This is a genomic window from Sphingobium sp. VMM, from assembly GCF_056790315.1.
Map to the genome: position 1 here is coordinate 1 of NZ_JBXGSI010000026.1, position 13,116 is coordinate 13,116.

A 13,116-nucleotide genomic window follows, 5' to 3' on the forward strand; every position below is an offset into this window, starting at 1 on the left:
CTAGATGCCGTAATGGGCCGGCGTCTCGAAGGTAGCCAAGTGGGAGGCTGTCTTGATCCGGGGTTTGATGAGCGACGAGGAATGGACGTGTCTTGAGCCGTTTGTGATCGAGCGCAGGGCGCGCAGCGAGCGGCGCCCGCGAGATCACCGCCTCGTCCTCGATGGGATTTTCTGGATCGCACGGACGGGCGTGGCCCGGCGCGACCTGCACGAGCATTTTGGCAAATGGTCATCGGTTTACCGCCAGTTCTGGCGCTGGACGCTGTCAGGCTTGTGGGAGTTGCTGCTCGAAGCCTTCAACGAAAGCGGGGGCGGCAACCCCAGCCTACAGATGATCGACAGCACAATAATCCGGGCGCACCACTGTTCAGCCCGCGCAAAAGATCCCATGATGAGAAGTGGACAGCGGCCTGAGGGAGATCAGAGTCGGTTTGCTACCAACCTCTCTGAAAGGATTTGCCATGTCAGCAGAATCAATCTCGCCGCCTGCCGCCATCTGGGTTGACCTTGGCGCAATTTTCGTTTCGCTGGAACTGTCGAAATCGACCTGGCTGGCGACCTCGCTATCGCCTGGCAGCGAGCGGATGTCGCGTCACTGGGTGCCGGGCGGCGACCTGCCCGCATTGCTGGCCTGCTTGGGTGCCTTGCGTGAGAAGACACGGGCCCGGGAGGGCAGGCTCTATCGTGTAGTGGTCATCCAGGAAGCGGGGCTTGATGGCTTCTGGATCCATCGCGCGCTTGAGGCGGAAGGTTGGATCGCAAGCCATGTCGTGGATGCCGCATCGATCGCGGTGTCACGCCGGCATCGCCAGGCGAAGACCGATCGCATCGACGGAGAGACGCTGGTCCGCACGCTGATGGCATGGATGCGCGGTGAGCCTCGCGTCTGCACGATGGTCCGTGTGCCTGCAGTCGAGGATGAGGATCGCCGCCGGATTGGCCGAGAGCGCAAGGCGCTGATCGAGGAACGCAAACGGCACGTCAACCGGATCAAGGGGCTGCTCTTTGGCGTCGGCATCCGGCATTATGAGCCTGTTCGTCGCGACCGCCGTGAGCGCCTGGAAGAACTGCGAACCGGCGACGGCCGCCCATTGCCTACCCATCTCAAGGCACAGCTTTGTCGTGAACTGGACCGGCTCGAGCTATTGGACGGACAGATCAAGGCCGTCGAAGCCGAACGCAATGCCCTGTGCTCCCAAGCCCATGAGACCTCGCCTCAAGCGATGCTGACGGGGATCAAGGGTATCGGCGCGGAATCCGCCAACATCCTCACGAGCGAGGGACTATTCCGACAGTTCGACAATCGGCGCCAGGTCGCGGCCTATGCAGGGCTTGCACCCTCGCCTTGGCGAAGCGGCTCGATCGATCGTGAACAGGGCGTCTCGAAAGCAGGCAATCCACGACTGCGCACGACGATGATCCAGCTGGCATGGCTATGGCTGCGCTATCAGCCGGACGCGGCTCTCACACGCTGGTTCCATGAAACGGGCAAGCCACAGCGGCGGGCGAGGTCGAAAGGTCGCGATCGTCGCGCTGGCGCGCAAGCTGCTCGTTGCCTTGTGGAATTACGTGACCGCAGGGGTCGTGATCGAGGGAGTCGCCATGACCGCAGCGTAGCGAAGGGCTGCTCGCGATACACTCCAATCCTCAGGACCTGATCGGTCCTGACGGATCCAGGCGAACGGACCGAAGCCCCCCCATGGCTTCCAACGCCGCTCAAAAGAAGGGTTCCGTTCTCCTGAGCCGCGTCCCCGAATGCGGGATTATGGTGCAGCCGTCCCGAGCGGCGACCGGATATGAGGTGGTACAGGCGAGGCACACCCGCCGGTACTCGTGAACGGGCTCAGCTGGATGCCGATGCCGACCGGGAGATACGAAACGACGAGATATCCCCTTGACCTTCAACTCATCATATGAGGGGGACTCCGCGTCAGGGTCTTGGCCGCTCAAAAGGTGGCTTTACGACCAAGATCCATCTCCGCATCAATGCGTTGGGCCTGCCCATAGCGGTGGCGCTGACCGGGGGCGAAGCGTACGCATCCGGGGAGGCTTGCGATTACCCATAAGTTTTTGAATCACTTATCAAGTAGTTGTCGAAAATTGTTGAATCGGATGAGTCGGTTATGATTGATTGAACGAACGAACATGACGTAATCGCGGGAGCGCCGGCCATGGGCAAGGGGCTCGAGATTACTGGAAGGTTGGTTGCCCCCCGCTAGATGAAGAACGGGCTCACGATTTTGGACCGGGCCCAGCATCAGATGGAGGACAACCGTGGACCAGCATATAGGACTCGATGTTTCCCTGAAAGACACTTCGATTTCGATTCGTCAGGATGGCAAGCGCGTTTGGCGTGGCAAGTGTCCGTCGGATCCGAAGCTGCTCGCAGAAGTGATCCGCAAACGCGCGCCGAATGCAAAGCGCGTGGTGTTCGAGACAGGGCCTCTTTCGGTTTGGTTTTTTCATGCGCTGACTGCGGAGGGTTTGCCAGCGATCTGCATAGACGCGCGCCATGCCAAGGCGGCTCTCGACATGGCCGCGAACAAGACAGACGCGAACGACGCTGACGGTCTGGCGCATTTGGCCGAGGTAGGTTTCTTTCGGGAGATCCGCGTCAAAGGCTTCGACAGCATGTTAATGAGGACGCTGATTGCAGCACGACGCCAACTTATGAAGATGCGGGTGCAGATGTCGAACCAGATACGCGGGCTGATGAAGACGTTCGGTCTCGTAATACCCAAAGGCGCAGGCAGCGTCTTTGAGCGCAACGTAGTTACGCTTCTGGAAGACGAAGACAATTTGGCGCGCATCATCCTACCACTGCTTAAGGCCTGGGGCGATATTCGGCTTCGCGTGGCGGAGTTGACCAAGCAGCTGGTTGTTATGGCCGGCACGGATCAACGCTGCCGCCTACTCGCCTCGGTACCTGGCGTGGGTACGGTCACCGCCACGGCCTTTGCAGCAGCAGTGGAGGATTCGATCAACTTCAAGAACTCGCGCGCGGTGGGCGCCTGGGTCGGGCTGACCCCGAAGCGATATCAGTCAGGCGAGGTTGACTATGAAGGTCACATCTCGCGTCGTGGTGACGCTAAGCTACGCACGTTGTTGTACGACGCGGCCTCGGTGATTTGAACAGGTCGTCGGAGACCAGCGCGTTGCGAACATGGGCACTCGCGCTGAAAGAGCGTTTGGGATTCAAGCGGGCCGCTGTCGCCCTTGCGCGCAAACTGGCGGTAATCATGCACTCGATGCTGAAGACGGGTGAGCTGTTTGATCCAAATGCCGGAGCCACTGCCCCGGCCTGACCAATAGGAGGAAAAAGCGCCGGAACCAGCATCATCTATCGTTTCATCAGTTAGCGCCCGTTCGGGGCGTGCCGAGCCGTCCCTGCCGGGACGCGGTTGGGATCATTCCGCGAAGCGGGAAGCAACTGCCCCTTGCGAGCAGATTGCGTCACGAACATAGGAAGATCTCGGCTACGGAACCCATCCTGCGGCGATCAAATTTGTATCGACCGCGTAGACGACCCTGTACCCGGCACACGCGGCGCATCTTTATGAACGATCAATTCGTTGGACTTGACCGAGGGGCGATTAGACGACCCGCTGACGCGGCACTGGGTTGTTCGCTGGCTGGAATGGCCTCCTGATGGGAAGGTTTGGTTGCTGAAGACCAACCCCTGATCAGGAGACCATCCATGACCGACACCTTGGCAGCGGTGAGCCCGCTGCGCCGTCGCATGATCGACGACATGATGCTTCGCAACCTGTCGCCAGCCACGCAGCGATCCTACCTCCATGCCGTGACGAAGTTCAGCCGTTATTTCGGCCCTTCGCCGGACCGCCTGGGGCTGGAGGATGTCCGCGCGTTTCAAGTGTATCTGGTGTCGCAGGGCATTTCCTGGCCGGCGCTGAACCAGACTGTCTGCGCGCTGCGCTTCTTCTAAGGCGTGACGCTGAAGCGGGCGGAGATTCCCGAGCGGATCGCCTATGCGCGCACGCCCCGCAAGCTGCCGGTGATCTTGAGCGCCGACGAGATCGTGCGCCTGCTTGAGGCGGTGCCGTCCCTGAAGGCACGCACGGCGCTGACCACGGCCTATGCCGCGGGTTTGCGCGTTTCGGAAGCGGTGAACCTGAAGGTTGCTGATATCGACAGCGCGCGCATGGTTATCCAGGTCCGTCACGGCAAGGGCGGCAAGGACCGGACGGTCATGCTCTCTCCACAACTGCTCGGTATCTTGCGGACCTACTGGCGCCTGGCGCGGCCGAGCGACTGGCTGTTTCCGGGTCGCGGCGACAAGCCGATCAACGTTTCCGTGCTCCATTCGGCCTGCCGGTCCGCGACCAAGGCGGCGGGATTGACCAAGAAGGTCAGCGTGCACACGCTGCGGCACAGCTTCGCTACCCATCTGCTCGAGAGCGGCGTCGACATCCGGATCATCCAGGTCTTGCTCGGGCACAACAGCCTGTCGACGACGGCGCGCTACACGCATGTGGCGACGACGACGATCGCAAGCACGCAGAGCCCACTCGATCGTTTGACCATCGAGGTGGTGCCGCCCGCCTGAGCCGACCCCGTGCGGTCCGATCTGGAGGTGGCGGATATTTTCCGCCGCCACGGTGCTGCTTTTCGCCTGGCCCATGACGGCCATCTCGGTCGCGTCGAACGCCGCGTCATGTCGGCGGTCGAGCTGTGCCGATGCGCAACCCCGTGACCGCGAGTAGGGCTATCAAGGTCGCATAAGTCAGCGGGCGCAGGCCTCCTTGAGGTCGAAGCTGGCTAGCGGCTTCGATCAGGCGAGCGATCTCCGTGCCCGAGTAAATGTGCGGTGGCCGGCGCCTTTTTTGGGCACCGAAGTGATTGCGCGGGGGCAACTCGTGCCGCACGTCTTCGACGCGGATATGGCGTGCGAAGCGGCAGACGGCTTTCAGTCGCGCGTCGCGTTGCGCAATCGACGGTCCCAGTGCGGCCCAATCGATGGCTGTTTGCGTTTGAACATACGCCTGTCCGCGCTCAGTCGCGAAGCCGGCGAAGCTTTTGAGCAAATACTCGGCATTCGACATCGCAAAGCCCGTGGCACGACGCAGTGCGAGATAGGTCTCGATGGTCTTCAACATCAGAGCGCCTCCGGCCATGGCTGCGCCACCTGCTTCAGAAGAGTGACATCGGCTTTGGCGTAGTGGGCCGTAGTGTCGATGCCACTATGCCGGAGGACCAGACCGATCTTGTCGAGCGGCACCCCGTGGCGCAGCATCTCGGTCGCCGCGGTGTGCCGCAGGACGTGCGCACCCTTGAACGGTGTCACGAGGCCAGCCCGCTTCATGATGCGCCTGACCACCGAAGAGACGGCGTCACCGTTTAGGAACGGGCGACTGGGCGCGATCGTGCTCAGGAACACGCGATCACTTCGGCAGAAAGACGGTCGGCATTCGAGATAGGCCGCGACCGCATCCCCGACGTCCTGGGGCAGCGGCAAGCGAACTTCATGGCGCGACTTGCCCGTAATCCGCAGCGAACCCGCCTGCCACTCGATATCGGTGAGGCGGAGCTGCGCCACGTCGCCGGCCCGCAGTCCGATGCACCAGCGAGTCCAGCCCTTTTCATGAAGGTGGCGGTCGAACAGATCCTGAAACCGCGTCTGACGCGTACCACAAATTATTTCAAGGTAACTCAACGGGATAGGGCCGACCTCGTCGGCGTCGTGGTCCGCGTACGACGCTCCCCTGGAACCGGGTCATACGGGTCTTACGGCAATATGACCTTGTTTCTACAGGCTAATACGCCCGCTGCACCCGTGCGTAGGGTCCATCACAAAACGGCCTCGCGCCGTGCGTCCCGCCTTACGCAGCGCGCTCGCGCTGCGCAGCCTCGCACCGGCAGGCGCGGGGCACTCTTGCTGCAGATTTGCCGAGAACATCGGCATGATGGTTTGAGGGATGTCGATCATGGGTGGGGTCTTCGCAAATACAAAAAAAGGACCGGGCGTCAGGCCCGATCCCGAGGTGCAATTAGCCTTGCTGGGCGATCAACATATGCGCTTGATGTATGAGCATGGCGGCCTCGTCGTCCCGACCCTGCGCCCGAATGATCCAATATGCATTGGACCGGGCAGCCATGCAGGCGAGGTCCGATGCCTTGTTCCATTCGGCTTCATATTCCTCGTCGCACTCGCCGGTGATCACGACATCGCCGGTTTCGTGATCGGTGTAGCCATAATATCGGCCAGCGTAGGAATTGGCGCTTTTGAGGTATCGCTCGATCTTGCGGATGAGCGCGAAGCCCCGCGCCTGCGCATGGAAGTAATGGGGTTCATGGGTTTCGACGAACCGGTCGTAATCGGGTTCGATAGCAAGCATGGAAGCCTCCTTGAAAGGGGGCCGCAGGCGACAGGCACCGCAGGCCGATGGATGGGATGGGTCAGTGAAGGATCGACAGGAGCGGCCAGGCGCGACGCCCCGCCGGTTCCGCAGGAAGCGGCAATCCCCGCTTGCGCTGGTCCGTCGATGTGGCAGAGTTACAGGTGACGGGCAGGCCATCGGGGAAGGACGATGGAAATGCCGAAGATGACGGAAAGGGATCGGCTTGCCGATCTGGAAGCGCGTCAGCGCAAGATGAACGGTGAACTGGAAAGCGCGCGCCGTTCCCTGCGAGGCAAATATGCCGCGATGATAGCGGACCTGCCGGTGGAGAAGCTCACGGAAAAGGATTTCCGCGAGCTTCTGACACAGGCGATCCGGGTGGGTGGCAGTGTTGCGCTAACGGCGCTCAAGGGATTGCCGGCAGCGACCTGATCGCGCCGCAGGCAATCAGAGGTTCCGACAGGGATGCGCCTCGAGGAAGCTGTCCCTGTCGGAATCCGATCGGAGCGTAATGAACCGCTCTTCCGGATCAAGCCAGATCACAATGAAACATCCCCGCGCCGCCAATCGGTGGATATTTGCGAGACTCCCACGGCTGCGATCGTCCCAGATCACGAACCCGCAGGATGCATCTTGCGCCATCGCCATGTCCTTGGGCGTGTGATAGGCGGCGGTGCCCTTCGCCCCGGAAGACGGGATGTTTCGGGTGGGCCATTTCCCGAGGTTATTGCGCGGTCCATCGCCCGAACAATAGACCATGACGGCATCGATATTTCGATCGGAAAGAAAGCGCTGGACGGCACGGTCCGCACCGCGTGCATCCCCGATCAGGACAGGAAGCGCGCGCTCGACGATACCGTCGATACGCTCGATGACGGGTTCGGGAAGCGCGGTAATGGACAGCGATCCTGAAATGAAGACCGCCGGGTTCGTGGATGATGGAAGGATATGGTCGGACATGGCTTTAATCTCCTCGAATGAACCAATCGTCCCTGCCCTCCTCTCCTCTATGCGGCGGAACCGGACCTTGCCGCCTCAACCCACCCCGCCAAAACCGCACCCGAAGGGTGTCCCTGCGACGAGCACGGCGAAGCCGCGCGCAGGAGGCCGGGACCGCTTTGGCGGTTCCGCATCGCGCCCGCGACGGACCCGCCTGCGGGTCCCTGAGCGGGGGCGAGAGCTACGCTCGAAAAAAGAAGTGAGGACCGGCCCGGCGAACCGGACCGATCCTCTTGGGGAAGCTCACTGCGCCTCCCATCCCTGATCGTTGAGCCTGACGAACCGCGCCGGGATACGCTTCTCCTTCACGAGACGCGCGAGGTGCGATTGCAGTCCCGATCCTTCGCAGACCAGCGCTTCGACGGGTCGCAGGCCCACCATCTGCTCGTTGCGCACGAACCCCGCCCGCTTGCCCAGCTTTGCGCTGAGGCGGAATGTGATGAGCTTCACTTTGCGGGAGGCTGCCCACGCTGCGGCCATGGCGTCGCACCCCTTGTCCTGTGCGGTCGTCGCCAGCAGCATCAGCGGATTGCGGGTTTTCGCTTCGTCGAGTTTCGCCCAGATGAGGCGGTCGTCGAACCATGTGTCCGCTCCGCCTGAGAAGATCACGATGGGCCCTTGCGGGTTGTGCGCGTCGGTGCGGCGCTGGCGGCGGGCGGCAAGGAAATCGGTGGCGGCTATGACCGAGGCGGTGCGCTTGCTCGAGACCAGCGACCCCTTCGGTGCCGACCATGGCCGTCCGGTTTCGGTGTGGAAGACGTCGGCGGCATGGTCGCGCATGCACCGCAGGGCGTCGGTGGCTTCGTCGAGAAATTCCAGAGTGTCGCGTGCCTGCTCGAGTTCGACGCCGTGGATCTCGCTGCCGTCGGCGCACCGCAGCAGGTCCTGAACCTCGCGGGTCGCCTTGTCGGCCTGCCCCTCCCATTGCTGGGCGACATGATGGAAACTGTTGACGATGCCCCATGCGAGGCGTTCGGCAGCAGGCTGCAACCGGGTGTCCCGCAGCACGTCGAAGAGCGTCGTGACGATGAGTTCCACGGCGAGCTGCGCTTCCCTCGGATCGGGCATGTCGGTCGCCATCTCCTCCTCATCGCGTCCGATACGGATGCCCTCCAGATTGGAGGCGAAGGCGGCGTGGAAATCGTCGGCCGTGGCCGTCGTTTCCTGCGCGATGAATTCGGCGATGTCGCAGAACGGGCGGACGGTGCGGTTGATAGTCGTCATTGGAACCTCCTGTTGAAACGAAAGAGGTTCCCCCTTGGGCACGGGCTCCGAGCGACGGGGTCAAGGATCGCGGAGCGACCGGCGCAGCCGGCGATGGGGGTCACGATTTTTTTGGGCGGCGACCATCATCGCAGGCCAGGCGCGACGCCCGACCCGCCCGGAAAAATGGTGGGGCCCCGTCGTCCTTGAGGCCGACGCGGTCCCGTGCCACCATAGGAATTCTTGAGAGAGAGAAGAGGCTTTGCGAATCTGGGGCTCGATGCCCCTGATTCGCAAATGGGTGCCTCCGGGCGCCTCCCTCAAATCCATGGACGGTGAGGGCCGGGGTCAAGGACCGCGGCACGCGGCCGCGAAGCGGCGGTGGGGGCAACGATTTTGCGGAGCAAAATGGTGGGTCCCCGCCGTCCTTGACGCCAACCGATGCCTCCATGACGATGATGGGAATGGAAGGGTATTGCGAGCTTGCTCGTGATGCCCGCATCTCCCTTCTGCCTGATCGAGGGCACGCGCCCCGCTCAGGCTGCCGGCGGGACATAGGCGTCGAAGGGATCGCCCTCATGCAAGTGCCCGAACGGCGTGAAAAGATATTCGTCCCCGCTCCGGCCGACGGCGCACACGACAAAGCGTGGCTCGCCGGAAACCGCATCCACGCACTCCATCAATGCGAGATCGCCGCTCAGGGCGGCATGCAGCAATGTCTGAAAATTGGCTCGGTGATGATCGGGTATCGCCATGACACGTCTCCATGAAAATGGGGACAGCGCGAAGCGCCGTCCCCGACAGGATGAATGAAACTCGCGGTTCTTATGCCGCCCGACGGAGCCGGCCCTGCACTGGCAGAGCGATCTTCTCAGCCGGAGCCTGATCCGCCTTGCGGAAGGCATGGATAGGGACACCTGCCTTGCGCAGGGCCTGATAGAGGTTCGCCTGAATGCCCGACCCCTCCCCCAGCAAGGCTTCGACGGGCTTGAGATCCACCAGCTTGCGGTTGCGCGCGAAGGGCGCACCGCGTCCCGAGCCCGTCAGCGAATAGGTCACGAGCTGGACCTCGCGGTTACCGGCCCATGAAGCCACGATCGCGTCGAAGCCCTTGCGCTGCGCGGTCGTCACCAGCGTCATGTGCGGAATGCGCTCGAGGATGGTATCGAGCCGGTCCCACAGCTGCTGCCAGTCATGCCATTCGGCATGGCCCGAAGCGACGACGATCGGACCGCGCGGGCGGTAGCGCTCGCGTTCGGCCAGTTCACGGGCGCGCAGGAAATCCTGTATCGATACCTGCGTGGCGGTGGCGACCTTCGATACGCGCGAGCCGCGTGCGGGCGACCATGGGCGGCCCGAAAGCACCCGAAAGGTGTCGGCGGCATAGTCGCGCATGCACTCGACCGCCTCGCGCTGTTCGCTCAGCGACTGGCACAGCAGCTGCTTCTCCTCCAGCTCGGTGTTGAACACCTCGGAAGGGTCGGCACGACGCATCATGTCGCGCAGTTCGTCAGCCAGCGCATCCTCCTGTCGCTCGAGCTTGCCGGCGACGAAGTGGAAGCTGTTGACCATGCCCCATGTAATCTCGGGCGCAAGCGCATCGAGACGGGTGTCGGTCAGCAGATCGAAGATCGTCGCGATGATGCCGGCACAGTCGGCTTGCGCGTGAAGCGGCTCGGGCATGTCATGTTCGCCCGGTTCGTCCCCCGGGCTGATGATCGAAAGCGGAATAGGGTCGCCGAAGGCGCGCTTGAATTCCGGCGTCGCCGTTATCTCGGCGAACAGCGCCGGCAGGTCTGCGAAGCGGCTGATGCTGCGCGAATGTTCTCTGGTCATGGGAGTTCTCCGTGGACATGAAAAGAAAAAGGGGCGCGGACGCCCTGGCGTCCCGCCCCCCGGTGTCGGATCAGTGCAGGATCGCCCGGATGCCGGCGAAGGCGGCCGAGCGCGTCAGGACGGCTCCGACGATTTCGGCGGCATGCGGGGCAAAGGGCGTGCCCTCGAGCAGGTCGTAAATGGCAGCGATGATCTCGCCGCAGGTGATCCCCGTCGGGATCTCGGGAATGTGGGCCGCTGCCAACGGCGGCGAAAGCATGTCCCGGATGGCGGGACTGGCCATGATCGCGGCGCAGAGCGCGGAGAGATCGGCCAACGGGGCGAGGTCGTGCAACGAAGGGAGCGGCATGGACTGCCTCCTCAGACAGGAGAAAAGAAAAGGGCCGGGGAAGCCTGACGCCTCCCCGGCCCGGAACCTGTTCCGATCAACCGGCGATCAGAACGGATCCTCCTCGCCGAACGGCGCACCCGCGCCGGTCAGTTCGCCGCCTGCACCCACGGTGCTGTCGCCGAAGCCGCCCTGATCGCGCGGGCCGCGATCGTCATAGTTGGTGCGGCTGACGCCCATGCCGCCGCCGAAGTCGGAGCGCATGGTGTCGCGCCGCCATGCGACCATGTAACCGCCATGATCGGCCGGGAAGAGCGCGATCGGCATCGGTTCGGGCAGGCTGGGGTCGTCGATATTGCCGGCGAGGAAGACCTCGCCCGTGCGCTTCGACACGGCTTCCCACAGCGCGCCGATCTGGACCCAGCGGCGTGCGACGTTGAGGGCGAGGATCTCGTAGACCGGGGCCTTCTCGTTCTCGCTCATCACCTTGCGCAGCCCGATGCGGGGCAGGTCGATCGTGCGGGTGGCGATCGAGCCCGTCAGGCGGTTGTTCACATTGAAGATTTCACCGATGTTCATCGTCTTGACCTTTCGAATGTCGCTCGGAAACCATTCTCCGGCGACACCCTCCCCGGTCCTTCTCTCCTCTCTGTCCCGCCCTCTCCCCGCGCGCCGTCCGCCCGTGGACCAGCGCTCCGCTGCCTCCCGCGCGACGCCGCACCGCCTGCCCCGCGCGCAACGCCACAGCCCGCCCACAACTCTGCGCGACCACCGCGACATGGCGCGAAGCCGGGACGGAGGTGGGGGGCCGAAGAGGGGCTGGGGAGCGAGGCTGGAGGCGCGGCGGTAGCCGCGCTGGCGTTACGCCAGCGGACGTAGAGGTAGCGGCGCGGGCAGCATAATCAGGCGGTCCCTGCAGGCAGTACCGGCGGACCCATGCTGGAACGGCACCAGCCGGTGCGTTTCCGGTATCGGGAACAATCGGGGGATGGCGGCGGGCCGCACGGCGGGATCGCCGCAGACTTCTGTCTCATGGGGGATAATTTGTGGGACCGACAGCAAGGCGCACTGAACCGCATTGGCTGCGAGGCGGCGGAGCATGCCTTTGGGCGGACTATGCTGATCTTGTCGGCCATCGTCCCAAATGGCCGTATGGCTTCCGTTATCAGGGAGGTGCGATGGTGGACGAGAAACTGGAATCAGGCTGCTCGGGGGAACTCATCCGGATCATTGATTGACGGGGAAGCACAGGCCCGCCCGGCATTGAAACGCTCGATCCATGTGCTGATATGGGATCGCTGCTCGATCGGAACGGCTGCGGCGGCACGCTGGAATTCGAGAAGGTCGAGCGGCGCCGTCGCGATGATCTCGTCAATCTCATCGGGATCGAGCAAGCCTTCGGCACGGATGAACGCGGTCATTGAACCGGGACGTTTCTTGGTCGATTTGCGCCATAGTCCTTCGACGGTTCGAAGCCTCGGCGCGGCGCGCGCTTCGAGCAGAACGATAAGGCGCAATTCCTCGCGCGGTAGAGCGCGGACCTCTGAAATCTGCATTCCGGAACAAAAGAAGCACGAACTTTTATAAAAAGGAGGCAGACCTTCATCCGCGATAAGGCGCTCACAATCTTCTCGTGTAAAACCCCATTCTCTCAGCGGGTATCTGTACTCGAAGAGCGGATCGACATGCCCCACGCGATGTGCGTAACGTTGATTGTCGCGAGCGGAGCAATCGTAGCCGATCAGGCGGACAATCTTGCGTCCCTTTGCCCAGGCGTGTTGCGCCGGAGGCCATGCCTTGACCCATTTATCCTGCGGCGAAATTTTATGACGGGCCGAACAGCTATGCCGCCCGAAGGCTATCGACGGCAATGTGCCATTCGTCAAATTCGCCTCTAACAGCGAGGTGTAGGGTGGCCAATGTTTGAAGAACCGGGCCTGATATTCAACGATCTCGTTGGGAACGCCATGATCGTCCATCCACTGGCGAAATATCGGGATAAGCCTGCGCGTGTGCGGCTGTTCGGGCATCGCGGCCAGCAACGTCATCTCGGGGATTTCGCCGCGCCGAACGAGTTCAATGATCATCGCTGTCGAATTGGTGCCCGCCCCCCATGCCGCGACGACGGGCGCCCGACTGCCCGCGCTCATGTGACCATCGCCAGCCAACGATCCGGCCATGGCGGCGGACGGGTCGTGACGCGATAGGCCTGGAAAGGCGCGATGCCGTGCACGACATAGTGGGGGACGCCGGTGGCGCGCCGCAGGTTCAGCGCAATGCGATAGGCGCGATCGAAGGAGGATAACTGGCTTCTGAGCGGTGAAAGGCAGGCGGGCGGGACTGGCAGAGCCATGGGAACCTCCGAAAGGAGCTGACCGGGAATGGAAATCG

The 13,116-nt window shown here is 62.8% G+C and carries 14 protein-coding genes and 5 pseudogenes; 8 read left to right on the forward strand and 11 right to left on the reverse strand.

Annotated features, from left to right (window positions below; genetic code table 11):
* Positions 1 to 67: 67 nt before the first annotated feature.
* The 7 genes and pseudogenes from ACUCV3_RS24215 to ACUCV3_RS24245 all read left to right on the forward strand — a co-directional run.
* Positions 68 to 382: pseudogene (locus tag ACUCV3_RS24215) on the forward strand (transposase); the annotation flags it as partial.
* Positions 383 to 461: 79 nt separating this feature from the next.
* Positions 462 to 1,617: pseudogene (locus ACUCV3_RS24220) on the forward strand (IS110 family RNA-guided transposase).
* A 299-nt stretch (positions 1,618 to 1,916) separates the two neighbouring features.
* Positions 1,917 to 2,030 (forward strand): annotated as a pseudogene (locus tag ACUCV3_RS24225) (IS5/IS1182 family transposase); the annotation flags it as partial.
* Between the two features lie 244 nt (positions 2,031 to 2,274).
* A pseudogene (locus ACUCV3_RS24230) lies at positions 2,275 to 3,305 on the forward strand (IS110 family RNA-guided transposase).
* A gap of 392 nt (positions 3,306 to 3,697) precedes the next feature.
* Positions 3,698 to 3,946 carry a phage integrase N-terminal SAM-like domain-containing protein gene (locus tag ACUCV3_RS24235; protein ID WP_230588605.1) on the forward strand — a complete coding sequence of 83 codons (249 nt, stop codon included), beginning with the start codon at positions 3,698 to 3,700 and terminating at the stop codon, positions 3,944 to 3,946.
* Between the two features lie 3 nt (positions 3,947 to 3,949).
* A complete protein-coding gene (locus ACUCV3_RS24240) occupies positions 3,950 to 4,567 on the forward strand; it encodes a tyrosine-type recombinase/integrase (RefSeq protein WP_482241230.1) in 618 nt (205 codons plus the stop codon).
* 9 nt (positions 4,568 to 4,576) lie between these two features.
* Positions 4,577 to 4,699, forward strand: a pseudogene (locus ACUCV3_RS24245) (IS91 family transposase); the annotation flags it as partial.
* Here the strand turns inward: ACUCV3_RS24245 and ACUCV3_RS24250 are convergent.
* The 3 genes from ACUCV3_RS24250 to ACUCV3_RS24260 all read right to left on the reverse strand — a co-directional run bounded on the left by ACUCV3_RS24250 (position 4,674) and on the right by ACUCV3_RS24260 (position 6,356).
* Entirely contained in the window at positions 4,674 to 5,117 is a 444-nt protein-coding gene (locus ACUCV3_RS24250) for a site-specific integrase (protein ID WP_206046375.1), read from the reverse strand. The pseudogene ACUCV3_RS24245 and the gene ACUCV3_RS24250 sit on opposite strands and share 26 nt — an antisense overlap.
* Positions 5,117 to 5,674: a tyrosine-type recombinase/integrase gene (locus ACUCV3_RS24255; RefSeq protein ID WP_230588603.1), complete on the reverse strand. Its 558-nt coding sequence runs from the start codon at positions 5,672 to 5,674 to the stop codon at positions 5,117 to 5,119. The genes ACUCV3_RS24250 and ACUCV3_RS24255 overlap by 1 nt, the downstream gene beginning before the upstream one ends.
* Positions 5,675 to 6,008: 334 nt before the next feature.
* Positions 6,009 to 6,356, reverse strand: a complete 348-nt coding sequence (locus ACUCV3_RS24260; RefSeq protein WP_482241231.1) for a hypothetical protein — start codon at positions 6,354 to 6,356, stop codon at positions 6,009 to 6,011.
* Positions 6,357 to 6,554: 198 nt separating this feature from the next.
* Between ACUCV3_RS24260 and ACUCV3_RS24265 the strand changes: the two genes are divergently transcribed.
* Entirely contained in the window at positions 6,555 to 6,791 is a 237-nt protein-coding gene (locus tag ACUCV3_RS24265; RefSeq protein ID WP_482241232.1) for a hypothetical protein, read from the forward strand.
* Between the two features lie 15 nt (positions 6,792 to 6,806).
* On the opposite strand, the gene ACUCV3_RS24270 is transcribed toward ACUCV3_RS24265, so the two are convergent.
* The 8 genes from ACUCV3_RS24270 to ACUCV3_RS24305 form a co-directional block, all read right to left on the reverse strand.
* Entirely contained in the window at positions 6,807 to 7,319 is a 513-nt protein-coding gene (locus ACUCV3_RS24270; RefSeq protein ID WP_482241233.1) for a hypothetical protein, read from the reverse strand.
* A 282-nt stretch (positions 7,320 to 7,601) separates the two neighbouring features.
* Positions 7,602 to 8,582, reverse strand: coding sequence for an SLOG family protein (locus tag ACUCV3_RS24275; protein ID WP_482241278.1), 981 nt, complete (start codon positions 8,580 to 8,582; stop codon positions 7,602 to 7,604).
* A 515-nt stretch (positions 8,583 to 9,097) separates the two neighbouring features.
* Positions 9,098 to 9,316 (reverse strand): DUF6117 family protein, encoded by a 219-nt coding sequence (locus tag ACUCV3_RS24280; protein ID WP_482241234.1) that lies wholly within the window; start codon positions 9,314 to 9,316, stop codon positions 9,098 to 9,100.
* 70 nt (positions 9,317 to 9,386) lie between these two features.
* Entirely contained in the window at positions 9,387 to 10,397 is a 1,011-nt protein-coding gene (locus tag ACUCV3_RS24285; protein WP_482241235.1) for a DUF2493 domain-containing protein, read from the reverse strand.
* Between the two features lie 70 nt (positions 10,398 to 10,467).
* A complete protein-coding gene (locus tag ACUCV3_RS24290; RefSeq protein ID WP_482241236.1) occupies positions 10,468 to 10,746 on the reverse strand; it encodes a hypothetical protein in 279 nt (92 codons plus the stop codon).
* A gap of 87 nt (positions 10,747 to 10,833) precedes the next feature.
* Positions 10,834 to 11,304 (reverse strand): DUF736 domain-containing protein, encoded by a 471-nt coding sequence (locus tag ACUCV3_RS24295; RefSeq protein ID WP_062063578.1) that lies wholly within the window; start codon positions 11,302 to 11,304, stop codon positions 10,834 to 10,836.
* Between the two features lie 620 nt (positions 11,305 to 11,924).
* Positions 11,925 to 12,875 carry a hypothetical protein gene (locus ACUCV3_RS24300; RefSeq protein ID WP_482241237.1) on the reverse strand — a complete coding sequence of 317 codons (951 nt, stop codon included), beginning with the start codon at positions 12,873 to 12,875 and terminating at the stop codon, positions 11,925 to 11,927.
* Positions 12,872 to 13,078 (reverse strand): hypothetical protein, encoded by a 207-nt coding sequence (locus ACUCV3_RS24305; protein ID WP_482241238.1) that lies wholly within the window; start codon positions 13,076 to 13,078, stop codon positions 12,872 to 12,874. Before ACUCV3_RS24305 ends, ACUCV3_RS24300 begins: the two co-directional genes overlap by 4 nt.
* Positions 13,079 to 13,116 lie beyond the last annotated feature (38 nt).

Excerpts from the sequence above, each read along its gene's own strand:
- ACUCV3_RS24270 (WP_482241233.1), bottom strand. The coding sequence starts at position 7,319 with ATGTCCGACCATATCCTTCCATCATCCACGAACCCGGCGGTCTTCATT.
- ACUCV3_RS24280 (WP_482241234.1), bottom strand. The coding sequence starts at position 9,316 with ATGGCGATACCCGATCATCACCGAGCCAATTTTCAGACATTGCTGCAT.
- ACUCV3_RS24250 (WP_206046375.1), bottom strand. The coding sequence starts at position 5,117 with ATGTTGAAGACCATCGAGACCTATCTCGCACTGCGTCGTGCCACGGGC.
- ACUCV3_RS24275 (WP_482241278.1), bottom strand. The coding sequence starts at position 8,582 with ATGACGACTATCAACCGCACCGTCCGCCCGTTCTGCGACATCGCCGAA.
- ACUCV3_RS24300 (WP_482241237.1), bottom strand. The coding sequence starts at position 12,875 with ATGAGCGCGGGCAGTCGGGCGCCCGTCGTCGCGGCATGGGGGGCGGGC.
- ACUCV3_RS24285 (WP_482241235.1), bottom strand. The coding sequence starts at position 10,397 with ATGACCAGAGAACATTCGCGCAGCATCAGCCGCTTCGCAGACCTGCCG.
- ACUCV3_RS24235 (WP_230588605.1), top strand. The coding sequence starts at position 3,698 with ATGACCGACACCTTGGCAGCGGTGAGCCCGCTGCGCCGTCGCATGATC.
- ACUCV3_RS24295 (WP_062063578.1), bottom strand. The coding sequence starts at position 11,304 with ATGAACATCGGTGAAATCTTCAATGTGAACAACCGCCTGACGGGCTCG.
- ACUCV3_RS24290 (WP_482241236.1), bottom strand. The coding sequence starts at position 10,746 with ATGCCGCTCCCTTCGTTGCACGACCTCGCCCCGTTGGCCGATCTCTCC.
- ACUCV3_RS24260 (WP_482241231.1), bottom strand. The coding sequence starts at position 6,356 with ATGCTTGCTATCGAACCCGATTACGACCGGTTCGTCGAAACCCATGAA.
- ACUCV3_RS24305 (WP_482241238.1), bottom strand. The coding sequence starts at position 13,078 with ATGGCTCTGCCAGTCCCGCCCGCCTGCCTTTCACCGCTCAGAAGCCAG.
- ACUCV3_RS24265 (WP_482241232.1), top strand. The coding sequence starts at position 6,555 with ATGCCGAAGATGACGGAAAGGGATCGGCTTGCCGATCTGGAAGCGCGT.